This is a genomic window from Flintibacter sp. (assembly GCF_046973065.1).
The window spans coordinates 83,672-103,232 of the sequence record NZ_JBKVXZ010000002.1; the positions used below are offsets into that span (position 1 = coordinate 83,672).

The following is a 19,561-nucleotide window of genomic DNA, read 5'->3' on the forward strand; positions in this document are numbered from 1 at the left end:
AGACTTCCTTTCTTCGCAATCAGCCCGCCACGATGCTGGGAAGCAAGGTGGTGAGGGGCGAGACATAGGTGATGAGGAACAACACGATAATGGAGATCAGCAGCATGGGCATCATGGCCTTCAGGGAGTGAGACAGCCGGGTTTCGCCGGTCTGGTTGCACAGCAGCAGACACAGGCCCACCGGCGGCGTCACCAGGCCGATGCAGAGGTTGAAGCTCATGACGATGCCGAACTGCAGCAGATCGATGCCGAAGGCATTCAACAGCGGCAGCAGGATCGGGGTCATCATCACCACAGCCGCATTGGCCTCCATCAGCATACCGATGATCAGGAACAGAATGTTCAGCAGCAGCAGAATGACGACGGGGCTGTTTGTGATGGAGCTGAAGAAGGAGACCAGCTGCTGGGGCAGGCCGGAGGTGGTGATTACATAGCTGGAGGCGGAGGACAGGCCCACCATCACCATGATGGTGGCGGTGGAAACTGCGCCCTCCACAAACACCTGGGGCAGCTCCTTGAAGCTCATGTCCTTGTATACGAAGAGGCTGATGATCAGGCTGTACACCACTGCCACGGCAGAGGCCTCGGTGGGGGTGAAGATGCCGCCGAAGATGCCGCCCAGGATGATGATGGGCATCAGCAGCGCCCAGATGCCCTTGCGCACGGAGGCGCCGATCTTCCTCAGGTTGGGCTTCTCATGGGCCGGCAGATTGTGCTTGTGGCCGTAATACAGGCCGTAGGCAATCAGAGCCACCGCCAGAATGATGCCCGGCAACACGGAGCCCAGGAACAGCTCCGCCACGGACACATTGGTGATGCTGGCGTACACGATCAGCACAATGGAGGGCGGAATGATGGGACCCAGGATGGAGGAGATGGACGCTACGCCCACGGCGAAGGGGGCGGGATAGCCCTCCCGCTTCATGGCGGGGATGGTGATGCCGCCGATGGCGGAGGCGGTGGCCACGCCGGAGCCGGAGATAGCGCCGAACAGGGCGGAGGCCAGAATGGTCACCAGGGACAGGCTGCCCTTGATGTGTCCTATAATGGCATTACAAATGTCAATCAGTTTTCCTGTAATACTGCGGGACATGATATTGCCCGCCAGAATGAAGAAGGGGATGGCCAGCAGGGCGCTGCCGTTCATGCCCGCGAACATTCTCTGAGGCAGCACAATCAGGGGCAGGTCCGCCAGGTTCAGGGCTGCCAGGGCGCCGATGCCCAGGGCGATGTAGATGGGGAATCCCAGGAGGGCGAGACCCAGCAGCAGAATGATGATTAACAGGCCGGCGTTCATACCTGGGCCTCCTTTCCGGCCCCGCGCAGGGCAGAGATGTTCTTGAAGAGGACCTCAATGGAAGTCAGGAGCATCAGCACGATGCCGACGGGCATACAGGAATAGGGGATGGACATGGGGATCCCAAGCCCCGCAGACATGGTGCGGGCGCCGGTCTGCACCAGGGTGATGGAGTAGGACAGCAGGAATACCATGAACACCATGCCGGCCAGAGTGGCGATGATGGTGAGGATGGTCCGCACCTTCGGCTTCATCAGATTGATGAGAATGTCGATCTGCAGATGGCTGTTGCGGCGGATGGCAATGGCTGCACCGATCATCACGTCGTAGATGAACAGATACCGGGCCAGCTCCTCGCTCCAGGAGTTGGCGTGGGCAAAGATGTACCGCATGATGACCTGGTAGGCGATGATGATGACCATAATCCCTACGGTGACAGCCAGGATCGCTTTCTCGACCTTCTCCAGGACATCTAGGAATTTGGAATATCCTCTCAGCATGTTTGACACCTCGCTATGTCCTTCGTGGCGGTTGTCAGGCATTGGGGGCCAGCGCACGGATCTGGTTGCACCAGTCGGCCAGATCGGGGAAGTTGGCCTCCGCATAGCCGCTGAAATGCTCGGTAAAGGCGGCGTTGTCCACATCCACAAAGGTGACGCCTTCCGCGGTCAGCTCTTCCTTGGCGGCATCCTCCCGCTCCAGCACCTCCTGACCGATCTGTTCGCCGGCATAGACGGCAGCCTCCTCCAGCGCGGACTGGATGTCCTCCGGCAGGGATTCAAAGTACGCCTTATCCATGATGATGGTGTTGGCGCTGTATACATGGTTGGTCAGAATCCAGTAGGGGCAGACCTCCTGGAAGGAATAGCTCTGGGAGTCCAGGATGGAGTTCTCCTGCCCATCCACGGTGCCCTGCTGCAAAGCCGTGTAGGTCTCGCCCATAGCCAGGGGAGTCGGGGCGGAGCCCATCCACTCCCAAACCTTGATGTAGCCCTCCAGATTGGGGCTGCGGAGCTTGAAGCCGGCGAAGTCCTCCACGGTCTTCATCTCCTTGGTGGCGGTCACGATCCGGGCACCACGGTAACCGGCGCCCATCAGCTTGAAGCCGGAGTCATTGCCCACGGTGTCTAGAATCTCCTGGCCCAGCTCGCCGCCCCAGACCGCCTGGAAGTGGTCGTAACCGTTGTAGATGTACGGCATGATGTCGATATTTGCCAGATTTGTGAAGGGAGCCAGCGTGCCCACGGACTCGCAGGTGATGTCCGCTACGCCGGCAGCCATGCCCTCCAGCACCTCAGTGGTGGAACCCAGGCTGTTGCCGCCGTAGAATTCAATGGAGACGCGGCCGGATGTGAGCTCCTCTACCTTCTCCTTGAAGAACGTGGCCATATCATAGCCCAGCTCGCCGGGGGCACTGCCGTTCAGCGCCATGCGCCAGGTGTATTCCGCGCCGGTGCCGTCTCCGCCGGAATCACCGCCTCCACCGCCGCAGCCTGTCAGCAGGGTAAACATCATCACAAGTGCCAATACCATTGCCAACGTCTTTTTCACATCAAACACTCCTTTTTCTTTTATCCTGTCGATTCTCTGCGAAGGGTCGCTTGCTGCCGGGACATGACAGTCGTGCCGCCGGCCTGACAACAAAATATGTTGTCTTATAAATGGTTTTACTATTTATATTTCTTGCTTTATTTTATAGCACTTTACCCAATGCTCGTCAAGCGTTAATAAAATAACTAGCTATTTTGCACAATTTTTAACAATGTCGCGTGCGGATATGTCTCGCCACTCCTGCAGGCATCCTACGGACTCTCCCTTGATTCCGGCTTTCGAGTATGATATACTTTTCACAAAAAGCAGGAAGGGTAAGGAGAACCATGATGGAGCAGCCTTCTTCCAAGGCCCTCTTCACGCCTGCCAAGACCCAGCGGGCATCCGAGGCTATTTACAATCAGATCTACCCCAAGATCATTTCCGGGGAACTGCGTCCGGGGGACCGGCTCCCGCCGGAGCGGGAGCTGGCGGAGATGTTCCAGCGCAGCCGCCCTGTGGTGCGGGAAGCGCTGCGGATGCTCCAGCAGGAGGGACTGATCGAAACCGCCGTGGGCAGCTCCGGCGGCGCGGTGATCCGGGGCGTCTCCCTGAAATCCGTGGAGGAGCCCCTGAAAAACCTGGTGGCCATGGGGGCCATCAATCTGGATGAGCTGCTGGAGTATCGGCATATCAACGACCGCAGCTGCGCCCGTCTGGCTGCCATCCACCACACGGAGGAGGATGCCGAGGCGCTCCGGCAGACCCTGGAGGGCGCGAAGGCCAACCTGGACAGCCTCTTCAGCTTCCAGGAGTATGATGTGGCGTTCCACAGTGCTTTGGCCAAGGCCAGCCACAACACGCTGGCCTCTCTGATTAATGACGTGATTGTCCGCCTCAACACGGATGTGTTTGTGGAGACGATTCGGGATTACACACCGGAGCAGCTGCGGGAGATCAATTTGCGGATCTACAACACCCATTACGCCATCATGGAGGCCGTCCTCGCCCATGACCCCGACGGGGCGGACCGCGCCGTGGCGGCCATGGTCCGGCTGTTTCAGGATACGGTCCATTGAACAGGCACGGAGCTTCACAAGTACGGCAGCGCGCCGCGAAAAGAAACGCTCGCCGCTGCGCATGAGGGGGCGCATCCGGATCCTGCTGCCTGGGAAGGGCAGGGAAATACCGTTCACAAATTTCTGCGATGCAGCTGCGTCGCAAAAAAGCTGGCTGCCCGCCGGGCAGCCAGCTTTTTTGCCATGATGTTTTGGAAAGGAGTTCCCGCGGTTAGGTGCCGCCCCGCAGGGTGTTCTCCTGGATGAAGCGAATCAGCTCCCACCCCAGCTTGGGCAGATAGCGCCCCTTTTTGAGAAAGAACCCCACGTCGAACACCACCGGCTCCTCGAAGGGGCGGATCGCCAGCCCTTCGCAGCCCAGGGCCTGCTGGCCCTGGGCCACGCTGATGATGCCCACGTACCGGCAGGAGCGGACCAGATTCGCCATGCACAGCACCTGGTCATAATTGAAGAGAATGTCCGGGATCACCTGATGGCGCTCAAACTCCCGGCTCATCAACTCCTTCACCTTGGATTGGGCGTCCATCATAATGAGCTTCTCCTCCCCCAGCCGCGCCAGGGGGATCCGGTCCAGCCGCGCCAGGGGATGGTCCGGATGCAGCACCGCGTGGATCTCCATAGTGCCCATAGGAATGATCTCCAGCTCCTCCGCCTCCGGCGCTGTGGGGAAGGCGTTATAAGCCAGGTCCAGCATTTCACCCGTCACCATCTCCACGTGCTTGTTCATGGAGCCCTCGTTCAGGTAGATCTGCGCCTTGGGGTGCTCCCGCAGAAAGGTGGAGAAGATCATGGGCACGATGGGATTCGTCAGCACGTGGGAGATTCCCAGCCGCAGGCGCTGTTCCGCCGTGCCGGCCAGATCCCGCATGGCATTTTCCGCCGCTTCACAGGTGCTGAGGATGCGCCGCGCCCAGATCATAAACTGCTCGCCCTCGTATGTAAAGGTAACGCCCTTGGAGCTGCGGACCACCAGCCGCACCCCCAGCTCCTCCTCCAGCGCCTGGACGGCGGAGGAGATGGCCGGCTGGGACACGTAGAGCGCCTCGCTGGCCTGGGTGAAATTCTTATACTGGTAGACCGCGTCCAGATATTGCAGCCGCTTCAGATTCAGCATCCGGCAGACCTCCCATCCCTCCGGCGGCGCACCGCCGCGCTTTTCTTTAAGAATAAAGGAGTTTTATTGAAAAATCAAGATTTTCTTTATGCCAAAAGTGCGAATTGACATTTTTTTGACTAGCTGTTTATAAGTTTTTGTTATTCCTGCATAAAAACATGGTATTTCACTATTGAATTGCCAGTTGCTAAAATTCAAATTGGAAGACATATTGGGGGGCGCGGGAAAGGAGGGGACACGGCAGAGGGCGCCGCTTTCATCAAATCTGACAGAGAAGGACGGGAGGATATAGACAACATGATCGTAGTGAGCGTGATTGGAATCATTCTGGCATTCGCGGTGCTGATCTTTGCGGCTTACAAAAAAATCAGCATGTTCCTGGCGGCAGTGCTGGCTGCGGCCATCGTGGCCCTGTTCGGCGGGCTGGACGTGGCGGCCTCCCTGGTGGGGGCGGACGGCCCCTTCCTCATCGGCATGAAGGACTTCGTGGGCAGCTGGCTGGTGATCTTCGCCCTGGGCGCCCTGCTGGGCGCGCTGTATGACAAGAGCGGCGCCACCTGGCGCATCAGCAGCACCCTCATCAACAAGGCCGGAACCCAGTGGACGCTGCTGATCTACGTACTGGTAGGCGCCTTGTTGGTGTACGGCGGCATCCAGGTGACCGTGATGATCTTCGTGCTGCTGCCCTTTGCCAAGATCCTGTTCCCCAAGGCGGGCATCCCATGGTACTTGTTCCCCGGCATCACCGGCCTGGCCATCGCCACCTTTGCCATGGGCCAGATGCCCGGCAGCCTGCAGATGCAGAACATCATTCCCTCCCGAATCCTGGGCACGGCGCTGACCGCCGCTCCGGTGGAGGGCGTGCTGGCCACGCTGTTCATGATCGTCGTAGGTGTCGGCTACCTCTACTGGCAGGTGAAGAAGGGCCATGACGACCCGGAGGCGGCCATCGAGCTCTACCAGGTCCAGGGCGGCATTTTGGACGAGAAAGAGCTGGAGCAGCGGGCTCCGGGCTTCTGGATCTCCCTGCTGCCCATGGTGGTGACCTTCGTCCTCATCAACGGCTTCGGCGTGGAGCTGCTGTACGGCCTCACGGCCGGGTGCGTGCTGTCCCTGCTGTTTTTCTGCAAATCCCTGGGCGGCGTCAGGGGCTTTGGGGAGGTTGTCTCCGAGGGCTTCAACAACGGCATCTTCCCCTGCATCATCATCGCCTCCGTGGTGGGCGTGGGCAAGGTGGTCTCCGCCACCGACGTGTTCGCCCTGGTGCAGGAGAACATCATCAACCTGCCGCTTCCGGGCCTGGTGAAGGTGGCAGCCATCACCACCATCATCGCCGGAATCACCGGCTCCGCCTCCGGCGGCCTGACCATCGCGCTGGAGCTCTTCGGTGAGACCTTCATCTCCTGGGGTTACACGCCGGAGATCATCCACCGGGTGGCCTCCATCGCCTGCGGCGGACTGGACACCCTGCCTTGGAACGGCACCGTAGTGATGCTGTTCGCCCTGTCCGGCGTGTCCTATAAGAAGGGCTACAAGCATGTGGCGATGGAGACGGTCATTCTGCCGCTGCTGTCCCTGATCCCTGTATTTATCTACTATTCCATCGTACACTGAGAAAGGTCGTGTTGAATCGTGGCTACCTATGAAAAGAGCTTTTTGTTGTCCCTGTACCGGGACATGGTCCGGATCCGGGCCTTTGAGGAACACGCCGCCGAGTGCTTCACCAAGGGCATGCTGGCGGGCAACATCCACCTGAGCATCGGTCAGGAGGCAGCGGAGGCCGGTGCCTTCGCGGCCATCGAGCCCAGGGACTACTTCACCTCCACCCACCGGGGCCATGGCCATGCCATCGCCCGCGGGGCGGACCCCAAGCGGGCCATGGCGGAGCTGTTCGGCAAGGCTGCCGGCTACTGCAAGGGCAAGGGCGGCTCCATGCACATTGCGGACATGGAGAAGATGAACCACCTGGGCGCCAACGGCATCGTGGGCGCCGGGCAGCCCATCTCCGCCGGCAGCGCCCTGGCCTCCAAGATCATGGGGGACGACTCCGTCACCGTGGGCTGCTTCGGCGATGGCTCCACCAACGAGGGCTCCTTCCACGAGTCCCTGAACATGGCCGCCGCCTGGAAGCTGCCGCTGGTCTGGTTCATTGAGAACAACTGCTACGGCGTGTCCACGGAGATCCACCGGGTCACCAACACCCCGGATCTGGCCTCCCGGGCCGCGGCCTACGGCGTGCCCTACGCCGTGGTGGACGGCACGGACGCCATCGCGGTGTATGAGGCTATGAAGGTCGCCCTGGACCACGCCCGCAGCGGCAAGGGACCCTATGTGGTGGAGGCCAAGGTATACCGCTATCAGGGCCACTACTGCGGTGACCCGGCGGTTTACCGCCCCAAGGAGTATATGGAGCACGCCCTGGCAAACGACGGCATCGAGAAGCTGGGGCGGCGGCTGCTGGAGAGCGGCGCCGCCCAGGAGGAGCTGGACGCCATCCGGCAGGACGCAGAGGCCGAGATGGACGAGGCTGTGAAGTTCGCGGATGCGTCCCCATATCCGGACCCCGCGACGGTGCTGGATGATATGTATGTGACTGACAACGAAAGGTGCGTGGCGAGATGAGCAAGAAGATCACCGTCAGCAAGGCCATCGGTGAAGCCTTGCACGAGGAAATGCTCCGGGACGAAAAGGTTTTCATCATGGGCGAGGACATGGCCGTCATGGGCAATGTGTTCGCCATCACCAAGGGCTTTCTGGAGGAGTTCGGCCCCAACCGCGTCATTGACACTCCCATCTCCGAGGAGGGGTTTGTGGGCATGGCCGTGGGCGCCGCGATGCGGGGGCTGCGGCCCGTGGTGGAGCTGATGTACGACGACTTCGCCACGGAGTGCGCGGATCCCCTGTTTAACCAGGCTGCCAAGATCCGCTACATGACCGGCGGACAGTGCAGCGTCCCCATGGTCCTGCGGGCGCCCATGGGCGCCGGCCGCCGGAACGCAGGCCAGCATTCCCAGTGCTTGGAGAATTTCTTCTGCCACTTCCCGGGACTGAAGGTGGTGGCCCCCTGCACCGCTGCCGACGCCAAGGGCCTGCTGAAGTCCGCTATCCGGGACGACGACCCGGTAGTGTTCCTGGAACACAAGCTGCTGTACGCCCACAAGGAGGAGATCCCCGATGGGGAGTACACCATCCCCCTGGGTGCGGCGGACGTGAAGCGGGCGGGCAGGGACCTGACCATCATCACCTGGAGCCGTGAGGTCCACTTCGCCCTGGAGGCCGCCCAGACCCTGGAGGCGGAGGGCATCGACGTGGAGGTCCTGGATCTGCGGACTCTGGTGCCCCTGGACTGGGATGCCATCGTGAAGTCCGTCTCCAAGACCCACAACGTCATCATCGTCTCCGAGGAGGTCAAGCGGGGCAGCTACGCCGGTGAGCTCTCTGCCCAGATCGCAGAGGAGCTGTTTGATGAGCTGGACGCCCCGGTGGAACGGGTCTGCGGCCTGAACATCTGCTCCCCCTTCAGCCCGGTGCTGGAGGACAAGAACTTCCCCCATCCGGAGGATATCGTGCGGGCTGTCAAGCGCGTGCTGAACAAGTGAGGAGGCGTGTGAGATGGCTTATGAAGTACTGATGCCCCAGCTGGGCCTGACCATGGAGGAGGGAACCGTCTCCCAGTGGATCAAGCACGAGGGAGACGCAGTAAAGGCCGGGGACGTGGTGGTGGAGATCACCACTGATAAGCTCACCAATGAGATCACCAGCGAGCAGGACGGCGTCCTGCTGAAGATCGTGGCCCAGGAGGGCGAGGATGTGCCGGTGAAGGGACTGCTGGCCTACATCGGCCAGCCCGGCGAACAGGTGGGGGAGACTACTGCCCCCGCTGTATCCGCGGCTTCTGCTGCCCCGTCTGCGGAGCCTGCGGCTGCGCTGGCTTCTGCCCCTGCGGCATCCCCGGCGGCCGGGGGCAAGCGGATCCGAATCTCTCCCCTGGCCCGGAAGATCGCCGGACAGATGGGCGTGGACTACACCGTCCTCACCGGCACCGGCCCCAGCGGCCGGATCGTCAAGCGGGACATCCTGGCTGCGGCGGAGGCCGCGCCCAAGGCAGTTGCTCCCGCCCCTGCTGATCGGAAGATCGCCGCGCCTGCGGCTGTCTCCGGCACCGCCTTCCCAGTGAAGAACCTGGAGCTGATGGAGGGTGACACGGTGGAGAAGCTCACCGGCATGAGGAAGGTGGTGGCCCAGCGGATGTACACCTCTGCTGTGGAGATCCCCACCGTCACCCAGACGGTGAAGGTGGACGTCACCGCCCTGCTGGCCTTCCGCAAAAAGCTGAAGGAGGAGGGCCATGCCTTCTCTGTCAATGACTTTGTGCTGAAGGCCGTGGCCAAGGCCCTGCGCCGTCATCCGGAGATCCTGGTGAGCTTGGACGGGGAGCAGATCATCCGCCGGGCCCATGTGAATCTGGGCATGGCGGTGGCTCTGGACGCGGGGCTCATCGTCCCTGTGATCCGGGACGCGGACCTGCTGAGCCTGGAAGCCCTGTCCGCCAAGGCCAAGGATTTGGCGGAGCGGGCCCGTGCCAACCAGCTGGGCGCCGACGAGTACAAGGGCTCCACCTTCACTGTGTCCAATCTGGGCATGTTCGGCGTGGAGAGCTTCACCCCCATCATCAACCAGCCGGACGCGGCCATTCTGGGCGTCAACTGCACGGAGGATGAGCTGGTGATGGAGGACGACGGCACCATCGCCAAGCATCAGGTGCTGCGGATCTCCCTGACCTTCGACCACCGACTGCTGGACGGCGCGGTAGCGGCCAAATTCGAGATGACAGTCCGGGATCTGCTGGAGCATCCCATGGACATCCTGCTGTGAGGAGCGTAAACAATGGCAACGGAAATCAAAATGCCCCAGCTGGGGCTGACCATGGAGGAGGGCACCGTGGAGCGGTGGCTGAAGGCGGAGGGCGATCCCGTCAAGGCCGGTGAGCCCCTGCTGGAGATTACCACCGACAAGCTGACCAACGAGGTGGCGGCGGAAACCGACGGCGTCCTGCTGAAGATCGTGGCCCAGGAGGGCGCCGACGTGCCGGTAAAGGGCCTGCTGGGCTACATCGGCCGGCCCGGCGAGCAGGTGGGGGCCCCCACCGCAGCCGCGGCACCTGCCGCCCCGGCTGTGGAGGCCGCGGCTGCCCCCAACGGGCCTGGGACGGTGCTGGTCATCGGCGGCGGCCCCGGCGGCTATGTGGCCGCCATCCGGGCGGCCCAGCTGGGCGCCAGGGTGACCCTGGTGGAGCGGGAGCACCTGGGCGGCACCTGCCTGAACATTGGCTGCATCCCTACCAAGTGCCTGCTGCACAGCGCAGAGCTGGTGTCCCAGATCAAGGACCAGGGCGCGGAGATCGGCGTGGAGGCGGACGGCGTCCGGGTGAACTTCCCCCAGGTGATCGCCCACAAGAACGCCGTCTCCAAACAGCTGACCAGTGGCGTAGCGGGACTGCTGAAGGCCAACAAGGTGGTGAAGATCGACGGCGAGGCCAGCTTCACTGGCCCCAAGACCCTCTCTGTGAAGAAGTCCGACGGCTCCGTGGAGGAGATGACCGCCGACGCCATCATCGTGGCCACCGGCTCCGTCAACTCCCAGCCGCCCATCCCCGGCCTGAAGGAGAATCCCAACTGCATCGACTCCACCGGTGCGCTGAGCCTGGAGAAGCTGCCCAAGAGCATGGTGGTCATCGGCGGCGGCGTCATCGGCCTGGAGCTGGCCTGCGCCTACGCGGCCTTCGGCACCAAGATCACCGTGGTGGAGGCACTGGACCACATGCTGCCCATGCTGGACGGCGACCTGACTGCCATCGGCGTGAAGCACATGAAGAAGATGGGCATGGAGTTCAACCTGGAGTGCCCGGTGCAGGCCGTGGAGGCCTCTCCCGTGGGCGCCAAGGTGGTCTGCAAGAACAAGGCCGGCGAGACTGTCAGCTTTGAGGCGGAGAAGGTGCTGGTGGCCATCGGCCGGAAGGCCAATACCGCCAGCCTGAACCTGGAAGCTGCCGGCCTTGCCAACGACCGGGGCCGGATCATCGTCAACGACAAGATGGAGACCAGCGTGCCCGGCGTGTACGCCATCGGCGACTGTGTCAAGGGCTATGCCCAGCTGGCCCACACCGCCAGCGCCATGGGCGAGGTGGCTGCGGAGAATATCTGCGGCATGGAGGCCCACTACGACGAATCCACCAATCCCACCTGCGTGTACATCGAGCCGGAGGCTGCCTCTGTGGGTCTCACAGAGGAGCAGGCCAAGGCGCAGGGGATCGACTACATGGTGGGCAAGTTCCCCATGAGCGCCAACGGCAAGGCTCTGATCCTGAACGGGGGCGAGGGCCTGGTGAAGATCATCGCCGGGAGGGAATACGGCGAGGTGCTGGGTATGCACATCATTGGGCCCCGCGCCACGGATCTGATCTGCGAAGGGGCGCTTGCCATCGGCAGCGAGCTGACGCTGGATGAGCTGGCAGCCACCATCCATTCCCACCCCACCGTCACCGAGACCATGCGGGAGTGTGCGCTGGACGCACTGGGCCGCGCGGTCCACATCCCGCCCCGCAGGAAATAACAGGGCAGTCCTTTCCGGAATTTAGAACAGGAGGTCAATGGGCATGAAAACACTTGGATATCTGGGCCTTGGCGTGATGGGCTACGGCATGACAGGCAATCTGATCGACAAGAGCGGCTGCGACATCTATGGCTACGACCCCGTGCCCGCTTTGCGGGAGCGGTTTGCCGCCCGGGGCGGCAAGGTCCTGGACGACGCTAAAACGCTGTACAAAACCTGCGACATCATCTTCATGTGCCTGCCCACCAACGCCATCGTGAAGGCCACCATCACCGAGATCATGGAGACTGCCCGGCCCGGCACCACCATTGTGGACATGGGCTCCACCTCTCCCTATGTGATTCAGGAGCTCCACGCCGCGGCGGTGGAGAAGGGCTTCCATTTGCTGGACTCCCCGGTCAGCGGCGGCGAGACCGGCGCCAACGGCGGCACCTTGGTCATCATGTGCGGCGGCGAGAAAGAGGTCTTTGACGAGGTCCGGCCCTACCTGCTGATGATGGGTAAGACCGCCACCTACATGGGGCCCTCCGGCTGCGGCAGCACCGCCAAGGTGGCCAACAACATGATGGTGGGCATCCATCTGTGCGCCATGGGAGAGGCATTCGCCTTTGCGAAAAAGGCCGGGCTGGATCCTCAGACCCTTTTTGACGCCATCAAGGGCGGCTTTGCCCAGAGCGCAGTGATGGACGGAAAGGCCCCCAAGCTCCTGAGCCGGGACTTCTCCGCCAGTGCCCGGATCGCCGTCCACCTGAAGGACATCAACAACGCCATGGACGTGGCCGCCCACCTGGGGGTGGAGCTGCCCATGACGGAGATCGTCAAGGAGCAGATGGACTGGATGGACGCCCGCGGCATGATCGACGAGGACCAGTGCGCACTGGCCAAATACTACGAGGAAGCCATGGGCGTGGAAATCAAGTGATCTCCCGCCAAGGAACAGGCAATCTGCGGGGACCGGCTGATGCCGGTCCCCGCTGGTTTTTCCCTGCGGTACAGAATCATCGGATTTTTTGCGGGATAGCTACGGGAAATCTTGCAAAGCGGCACAAAATATGGTACATTGTTCGGGAATACACACGGCGGGAGACTCCTCCCGTCCGTTTTTCGCGGTCTGACCGCCCCGGATTCCGCATGTAGCTGTGCGCCGTGGGTCGAAGATGGCCCATACTCTGATATTTTTTTGGAGGATATTCCATGTCTGAACTACGCACTGAAATTTCCCGGCGGAGGACCCTCGCCATCATCGTCCCACAAAAGCTGGCGCTTTTGCGGGAGCCCTGATTTGCGTTTGCTCCGGGCGGAGTGAATCCGCCCTTCGCCAAGGTTTTGCCTTGGCAAAACGCTTGGGCGGCGCAAAAGCGCCGTGGGTCGAAGATGGCCCATACTCTGATATTTTTCTGGAGGATATTCCATGTCTGAACTACGCACTGAAATTTCCCGGCGGAGGACCCTCGCCATCATCGTCCCACAAAAGCTGGCGCTTTTGCGGGAGCCCTGATTTGCGTTTGCTCCGGGCGGAGTGAATCCGCCCTTCGCCAAGGTTTTGCCTTGGCAAAACGCTTGGGCGGCGCAAAAGCGCCGTGGGTCGAAGATGGCCCATACTCTGATATTTTTCTGGAGGATATTCCATGTCTGAACTACGCACTGAAATTTCCCGGCGGAGGACCTTCGCCATCATCTCCCATCCGGACGCCGGCAAGACCACGCTGACAGAGAAGTTCCTGCTGTACGGCGGGGCCATCGCCCAGGCGGGCGAGGTTAAGGGAAAGCGGGCCCGCGCCGCCACCTCTGACTGGATGGAGATCGAGAAGCAGCGGGGCATCTCCGTCACGTCCTCCGTGCTGCAGTTCCAGCACAGCGGCTTCTGCATCAACATCCTGGACACCCCTGGCCACCAGGATTTCTCCGAGGACACCTACCGGACCCTGATGGCCGCGGACTCCGCCGTCATGGTCATTGACGGCGCCAAGGGTGTGGAGCCCCAGACCCGGAAGCTGTTTAGGGTCTGCGCCATCCGCCACATCCCCATCTTCACCTTCATCAACAAGATGGACCGGGAGACCAAAGACCCCCTGGAACTGTGCGAGGAGGTGGAGCGGGAGCTGGGCATCGACACCTATGCCGTCAACTGGCCCATCGGCTCCGGCAAGGAGTTCCAGGGCGTCTACGACCGGGAGAAGCAGCGCATCCTGTTCTTCCAGGCGGAGGAGCGGGGCAAGAAGGTCGGCTCCGCCGAGGTGGCCCTGGATGACCCGGCGCTGGAGGACATGATCGGCGCACAAAAGGCCGCCGCCCTCCGGGAGGAGGTGGAGCTGCTGGGGGCCGGACGGGAGTTTGACATGGAGGCTGTGCGGAACGGCACCCTGTCCCCCGTGTTCTTCGGCTCCGCCCTCACCACCTTCGGCGTGGAGCCGTTCCTGGAGGAGTTCCTCCGCATGACCACGCCGCCACTGCCCCGTGTCAGCGACCAGGGGGAGGTGGATGTGTTCAGCGAGGACTTCTCCGCCTTCGTGTTCAAGATCCAGGCCAATATGAACAAGGCCCACCGGGACCGGCTGGCCTTCATGCGCATCTGCTCCGGCAAGTTTGAGCGGGACACGGAGTATTTTCATGTCCAGGGCAACAAAAAGCTGCGCCTCTCACAGCCCCAGCAGATGATGGCCGCAGAGCGGGAGATCATCGACGAGGCCTACGCCGGGGACATCATCGGCGTGTTTGACCCCGGCATCTTCTCCATCGGCGACACGGTGACGGTGCCTGGAAAGAAATTCAAGTTCTCCGGCATCCCCACCTTCGAGCCGGAGCACTTCATGCGGGTGTCTCCCAAGGACACCATGAAGCGCAAGCAGTTCATCAAGGGCACGGAGCAGATCGCCCAGGAGGGCGCCATCCAGATTTTCAAGCTGCCCGGCGCCGGCCTGGAGGAGGTCATCGTGGGCGTCGTGGGCACCCTGCAGTTCGACGTGTTCCAGTACCGGATGAGGAGCGAGTACGGCGTAGAGCTCTACATGGAGGGACTGCCCTACGAGCACCTGCGGGTCATCACCGCCTGCCCCTGCAAGCCGGAGGATCTGGTGCTGTGCACCGGCGCCGCCCTGCTGGAGGACTTCAAGGGCCGCCTGCTGGTGGCATTCGGCGGGGAGTGGTCCGTGGGCTTTCTCACCAAGCACAACCCCGGCCTGGAGCTGGCCGAGTCCCTGTCTGTCTGAGCCTGAAACCGTCCGCCGGAAAGAGGCGGACGGTTTTTTGCTTTTCTTTCTTCCGGCTGTCACCTTTTCGGCGGAAACCGCATCCTAATAAGTGACCGGTCAAACGAACCCAAAGGAGCGCTCAGTCCCGCCATGACAAATTTTTTGTTGGACAAAGAAATATTCTGCGACCAGGTAATCCGAAACCAGGAGACCATGTTCCGCACTGCCAAGGCTATCCTTCACCAGGACGAAGATGCGGAGGACGCCGTGCAGGAGGCCATCTGCGCCGCCTATGCCGGCCGCGGCAGCCTGCGGGACCCGGCGCGGTTCCGACCCTGGATCCTGAAAATTCTGGTCAACAAGTGCTATGAGTTCTGCCGGAAGCGGAGGACCACGGTGGACCTGGCGGATATCCAGGACTTCCTGCCGGCTCCGGCGGCAGACCAGGCGGAGCGCCTGTCTCTATGGCAGGCGGTCATGGCGCTGAACAGCGACCTGCGGGCGGTCGTGACCCTGTTTTATTATGAGGACCTCTCCATCCGGGAGATCAGCGCCGTTCTGGGCATCAGCGAGGCGGCGGTGAAGACCCGTCTCTCCCGAGGGCGGTCCCGGCTAAAACAACTATTACACGAGGAATGAGGTGCGCAAGGTGGAGCCATTCGACAAGCGACTGAAAGAGCGGGCGAAGCAGGAACCCTTCCCCCTGCCGGAGACGTATGCCGGAAAGGTGCGGGACACCTGCGCCGCTTTAAAGGAGACGAACATGAAAGAAAACAAGCAAAAACGTTCCTATCGCTGGCTGGTCGGCGTAGCCGCGGCCCTGGCCGTATTCGTGGCCATTCCCAATGTATCTCCCGCGGCGGCTGCCGCCATGGAAGAAATCCCGGTGCTGGGCGCCGTGGTGCGGGTCATCACCTTCCGGGATTACCAGTATGACGATGGTCACAGCACTGCCGACGTCCACGTCCCGGAGCTGGGCGGCAGCGGCGCTGCAGACGAGATCAACGACCAGGTGCAGGCCTATACCGATCAGCTGATCGCCCAGTTCCAGACGGACTGCGAGGCTGCGGGCGAGAGCTACCAGGGCCTGGATGTGACCTCCTCTGTGGTGACGGACAGCGATACTTGGTTCACTCTGCGGATCGATGCCACGAGGACCGAGGCCAGCGGCTACAATTTCACCCGATTCTACCACATCAACAAAGCTACGGGTGAAGCCGTCACCCTCAGCGATCTGTTCCGGCCTGATGCGGACTACGTCTCTGTCCTGTCCGCGGAAGTCCTGCGGCAGATGGAGGAGCAGATGGCCGCGGACGCATCCCTGAGCTATCTGACGGAAGAATTCACCGCTATTGACCCGGAGCAGAGCTTTTACTGGAACGCCGACGGCGATCTGGTTCTGGTGTTCGACGAGTACGCGGTGGCTGCAGGCTACATGGGCATGGTGGAGTTCACCATCCCTCAGGATGTGTACAGCGCCCTGCTGAAGTGATCGCGCTCCCCCATAAACCTTTATACGCATTGGGCGCATCGTAGATAAGGGCAAATGCTGTGGTGAAAGGTTTGGCGCATCGTTTCCAGTTGCCCCAAAGGAGCGGGGAAAGATGCATTCAGTTTTCTGCGGTGCTTTTGTATAACAGAGAACAGCGGACCGCTTCAGCGGTCCGCTGTTGTTTTCCAGGTTTACTGGGCTTGCTCCATCCGCCAGACGATGGCGGAGATCTGGCCCCGGGTCAGAGTGTTGTAGGGCTTGAAGGTGCTGGTGCCGTTGCTGAAGTAGCCCTCCACGATGCCTGCGGCATTCAGCGCCTGGACATAGGGGTCCGTGGTGTCGGTGAAGGGACGGACGCTGGACAGGTTGCTGATGCTGAGGCCCATGGCCTTGGCCGCGATCTGGCTGACCGCCAGCCGGGTGATGGGGGCGTTCAGGTTCACGCTGCCGGACACCAGCCCGTCCGCCTGCGCCCGGGCCAGATAGCCGCTGAACACGTTGGAGTTCACCGGCTTCTGCTCGTCATAGCCAGCGGCCAGCATGATGAGCTTCAGCGCCGCGCCGTAGGTCACCTGGTTGTCGGGCTTGAAGGTGCCGTCGCTGTATCCGTCGATCACGTCGGCGTCGCTGAGCTCCAGTACATATTTATAGCACCAGGTGGAGGAGGTGATATCAGAGAAGTCCTCCATAGCGCTGACAATGCCCAGGCAAAGCTTGCCGCTGGCAATGGGATCGCCGCTGCTGTTGCAGGCCACATAGGGGATTTCCACAGATCCGGTGAAGCCGCTGGCCGGCACGAACCGCAGCTGGCTGATCCGCTCGCTGCCGCTGGAGTAGCCGTACAGGGTCTCGGTGTCCGCCCGCTTGGAGGTGCCGCTGCCCACGTAGATGATACCCTCGTTGGTGGCGGGCAGTTCCAGCAGCTGGATGCTGGCCAGACCCAGGCCGCTGGACTGGGCCACCGCCGTGTAGATGGAGGCGGCGGGGAAGGTGACGGCCGTGTTTCTGGGCGTGGGGCCGTACACGTCGGGCACCTCGCTGAGGTTCACGCTGATGAGGATGGTGCCGGACACAGAACGGCTGCCGGAGCCGTAAGCGGTGAAGGGGATCTGGGCGCAGTAGTTGACGCTGCTGGGTATGTATGTCAGCTCGCTGAGGGCGTGCTGGCTGCTGGAGGGACTGAAGTAGAAATCTATGTCGTCGCAGTTGTCGTCGGTGATGCGCAGGCTGCTGGAGCTGCCGTAGCTGCTGGTACCGTAGTAGTTGTAGTACAGGCTGCCATAAGTGGGCGCATCTTTAAAGGTGACATACTGCAGGGTATAGCCGGGGTAGCTCTCCTCAAAGAACCGGGCGATGTCGTTGGCGTTGATCTGCACTCGGCCGCTGTAATCCGTATAATAGCGGATATCGCCGCCCTCTGCGGCCACGCTGGTTCCCCCCACATCGCCGATGGCGATGGCCACGGTGCCGTAGGCCTTGTCGCCGTCCTCACCGTAGGCAGTGAAGTCCAGCTCCACCACCTTGCCGTCGGCGTCCCTGTCCGCCACAAAGGTCAGGTCATCCAGGGTGAAGTCCTCGTCGTAGAACAGGTCCTTGCTGTCGTAGTAGAAATAACCGTCGTCCAGGTCGCTCTCGTCAAAGTACGTCCGGTCATCATCGTAGTCGTAGCTGTACAGCTCGCCCCAGTCGTCCAGTCCGTCGGCGTCGGTGAACCGTACATACTCCAGATCGTCCCCGGTCTCGTCATCCAGGAAATCCCAGAAGTCGTCCCGGTCAAAGGTCACGCTGTCGTCGGGATCCACCTCGTAAATGATATCGCCCTTCACCTTGGTGCCGCTGCCCTTGCCGATCTCAATGGTGAGGGTGGCGGAGATCTTGTCGCCTTTCACGCCGCGCATGGTGACGTCAAAGGTCAGGGTGTCTTCATCGGCATTCCGGTCCGCCGCAAAGGTCAGCGTGTCCAGCTCGAAGTCATAGTCGTCCCAGATATCGTCCTCATCATAGTAAAACACGGCGTCGTCCAGGTCACTGTCGTTCAGCTCGTAATCCCGGGTGTAGTCGTCGGAATCGTATCCGTCGGCGTAGAAACAGCCGTAATCGTCAAAGTCGTCATAGTCGGTGAACTCCACGTATTCCAGTTCGTCGTAATCCGACTCGTCGTAGAAGAAATCGTAGAAATCCTCCGCGTCCAGCGTCACATCGTCGTCCGGGTCCACCTGATAGGTCAGGTCGCCCTTGCTGCTGGTGCCACTGCCCTTGCCGACCTCGATGTACAGAGTGCCATATACCTTGTCACCGTCCACGCCGTGCATGGTGAAGTCAAAGGCCAGGGTGTCCGCGTCGGCGTTCCGGTCGGCGTAGAACGTCAGCGTGTCCAGTTCAAAGTCATAGTCGTGCCAGACGTCGTTCTCGTCGTAATAGAACATGGCATCGTCCAGATCGCTGTCATTGAGCTCATAGTCCGGGATATAGTCATCGCTGTCGTATCCGTCTGCGCCGAAATATCCGAAGTCATCGAAATCATCGTAGCTGGTGAACTCCACATACTCCAGCTCGTCATAGCGGCCGTCTTCCTCGTCGAAGAGATCCCAGAAGTCCTCGGCGTCCACCGTCACATCGTCGCCGGGGTCCACCTTGTAGGTCAGCTCCACGTCGCCGGAGCCGGAGCGGGAGCCGCCCTCCACATCAATGCGGACCGTTGCATAGAATGACCCTTCGTCGCCGTACAGCCTGACATCAAAATCCAGTGTGTCGCTGTCGATGTTGTCATAGGTCTCAAACCGCAGCGTGTCCAGGTCGATGTCGTAATCGTCCGCATCAGCACGGTCATAGTAGAATTCGTAGTTCTCCAGCGCCTTGGAATCCACGTCGTCGAACCCGTAACGGTCAAAGTCCTCGAAGGTGAAATAGCCGTAATCGTCAAAGTCATCATAATCGGTGAATTCCACGTATTCAAGGTATCCGCCGTTGTCGTCCTCATAGATTTCCTGAAAGTCATCCGCATCCAGCCAGACGCCGCTGTCCTCGTCCACATCGTACGTCAGATCCGCCGAGGCCGCAGACGCCATGGGAACGGTTCCGGCCAGCAGCGCCAGCGCCAGCAGACACGCCGGGAGCTTTTTCTTCCAAAATGTTTTCATAGTCCTCTTTCCTCCATCATATTCCAAAAGGCTTGCTTCCAGCTTCTATCTCTCTACATGTAACATATCGGGAAAGTGCCCGGCAATCATGAACAAATTATGAACT

General features: G+C 61.1%; 15 protein-coding genes. 10 read left to right on the forward strand and 5 right to left on the reverse strand.

Annotated features, from left to right (window positions below; genetic code table 11):
- Positions 1-19 precede the first annotated feature (19 nt).
- From ACLTXB_RS01210 to ACLTXB_RS01220, 3 genes are read right to left on the reverse strand one after another with little or no spacing between them, the layout of a single operon-like run.
- Positions 20-1,297: a TRAP transporter large permease gene (locus ACLTXB_RS01210; RefSeq protein ID WP_287967064.1), complete on the reverse strand. Its 1,278-nt coding sequence runs from the start codon at positions 1,295-1,297 to the stop codon at positions 20-22.
- Positions 1,294-1,797, reverse strand: coding sequence for a TRAP transporter small permease (locus ACLTXB_RS01215; protein WP_025544782.1), 504 nt, complete (start codon positions 1,795-1,797; stop codon positions 1,294-1,296). The genes ACLTXB_RS01210 and ACLTXB_RS01215 overlap by 4 nt, the downstream gene beginning before the upstream one ends.
- Before the next feature lie 34 nt (positions 1,798-1,831).
- Positions 1,832-2,848 carry a TRAP transporter substrate-binding protein gene (locus ACLTXB_RS01220; RefSeq protein WP_036629491.1) on the reverse strand — a complete coding sequence of 339 codons (1,017 nt, stop codon included), beginning with the start codon at positions 2,846-2,848 and terminating at the stop codon, positions 1,832-1,834.
- 329 nt (positions 2,849-3,177) lie between these two features.
- Between ACLTXB_RS01220 and ACLTXB_RS01225 the strand changes: the two genes are divergently transcribed.
- On the forward strand, positions 3,178-3,906 hold the full coding sequence (locus ACLTXB_RS01225) for a FadR/GntR family transcriptional regulator (protein WP_025544779.1): 729 nt from the start codon (positions 3,178-3,180) through the stop codon (positions 3,904-3,906).
- Positions 3,907-4,117: 211 nt separating this feature from the next.
- Here ACLTXB_RS01225 and ACLTXB_RS01230 read toward each other — a convergent pair whose 3' ends face one another.
- Positions 4,118-5,020, reverse strand: coding sequence for a LysR family transcriptional regulator (locus ACLTXB_RS01230; RefSeq protein ID WP_025544778.1), 903 nt, complete (start codon positions 5,018-5,020; stop codon positions 4,118-4,120).
- 297 nt (positions 5,021-5,317) lie between these two features.
- On the opposite strand from ACLTXB_RS01230, the gene ACLTXB_RS01235 reads away from it, so the two are divergent.
- From ACLTXB_RS01235 to ACLTXB_RS01275, 9 genes are all read left to right on the forward strand, one after another.
- The gene (locus ACLTXB_RS01235; RefSeq protein ID WP_267288423.1) at positions 5,318-6,634 is read left to right on the forward strand and encodes a GntP family permease; all 1,317 of its coding nucleotides are present in this window, start codon (positions 5,318-5,320) and stop codon (positions 6,632-6,634) included.
- Positions 6,635-6,697: 63 nt separating this feature from the next.
- Entirely contained in the window at positions 6,698-7,642 is a 945-nt protein-coding gene (locus ACLTXB_RS01240) for a thiamine pyrophosphate-dependent dehydrogenase E1 component subunit alpha (RefSeq protein ID WP_051319924.1), read from the forward strand.
- Positions 7,639-8,619, forward strand: coding sequence for an alpha-ketoacid dehydrogenase subunit beta (locus ACLTXB_RS01245; protein WP_021747768.1), 981 nt, complete (start codon positions 7,639-7,641; stop codon positions 8,617-8,619). The genes ACLTXB_RS01240 and ACLTXB_RS01245 overlap by 4 nt, the downstream gene beginning before the upstream one ends.
- Before the next feature lie 13 nt (positions 8,620-8,632).
- Entirely contained in the window at positions 8,633-9,895 is a 1,263-nt protein-coding gene (locus tag ACLTXB_RS01250; protein ID WP_287554582.1) for a dihydrolipoamide acetyltransferase family protein, read from the forward strand.
- A 12-nt stretch (positions 9,896-9,907) separates the two neighbouring features.
- Positions 9,908-11,632, forward strand: coding sequence for a dihydrolipoyl dehydrogenase (gene lpdA / locus ACLTXB_RS01255; RefSeq protein WP_428226070.1), 1,725 nt, complete (start codon positions 9,908-9,910; stop codon positions 11,630-11,632).
- A 43-nt stretch (positions 11,633-11,675) separates the two neighbouring features.
- Positions 11,676-12,554: an NAD(P)-dependent oxidoreductase gene (locus ACLTXB_RS01260; RefSeq protein ID WP_287554584.1), complete on the forward strand. Its 879-nt coding sequence runs from the start codon at positions 11,676-11,678 to the stop codon at positions 12,552-12,554.
- A gap of 706 nt (positions 12,555-13,260) precedes the next feature.
- Positions 13,261-14,841 (forward strand): peptide chain release factor 3, encoded by a 1,581-nt coding sequence (locus ACLTXB_RS01265; protein WP_021751403.1) that lies wholly within the window; start codon positions 13,261-13,263, stop codon positions 14,839-14,841.
- 132 nt (positions 14,842-14,973) lie between these two features.
- Entirely contained in the window at positions 14,974-15,462 is a 489-nt protein-coding gene (locus tag ACLTXB_RS01270; RefSeq protein ID WP_021751404.1) for an RNA polymerase sigma factor, read from the forward strand.
- Positions 15,463-15,472: 10 nt separating this feature from the next.
- Positions 15,473-16,315 carry an RsiV family protein gene (locus ACLTXB_RS01275; protein WP_317336031.1) on the forward strand — a complete coding sequence of 281 codons (843 nt, stop codon included), beginning with the start codon at positions 15,473-15,475 and terminating at the stop codon, positions 16,313-16,315.
- 191 nt (positions 16,316-16,506) lie between these two features.
- Here ACLTXB_RS01275 and ACLTXB_RS01280 read toward each other — a convergent pair whose 3' ends face one another.
- Entirely contained in the window at positions 16,507-19,455 is a 2,949-nt protein-coding gene (locus tag ACLTXB_RS01280; RefSeq protein WP_317336029.1) for an S-layer homology domain-containing protein, read from the reverse strand.
- Positions 19,456-19,561: the final 106 nt, after the last annotated feature.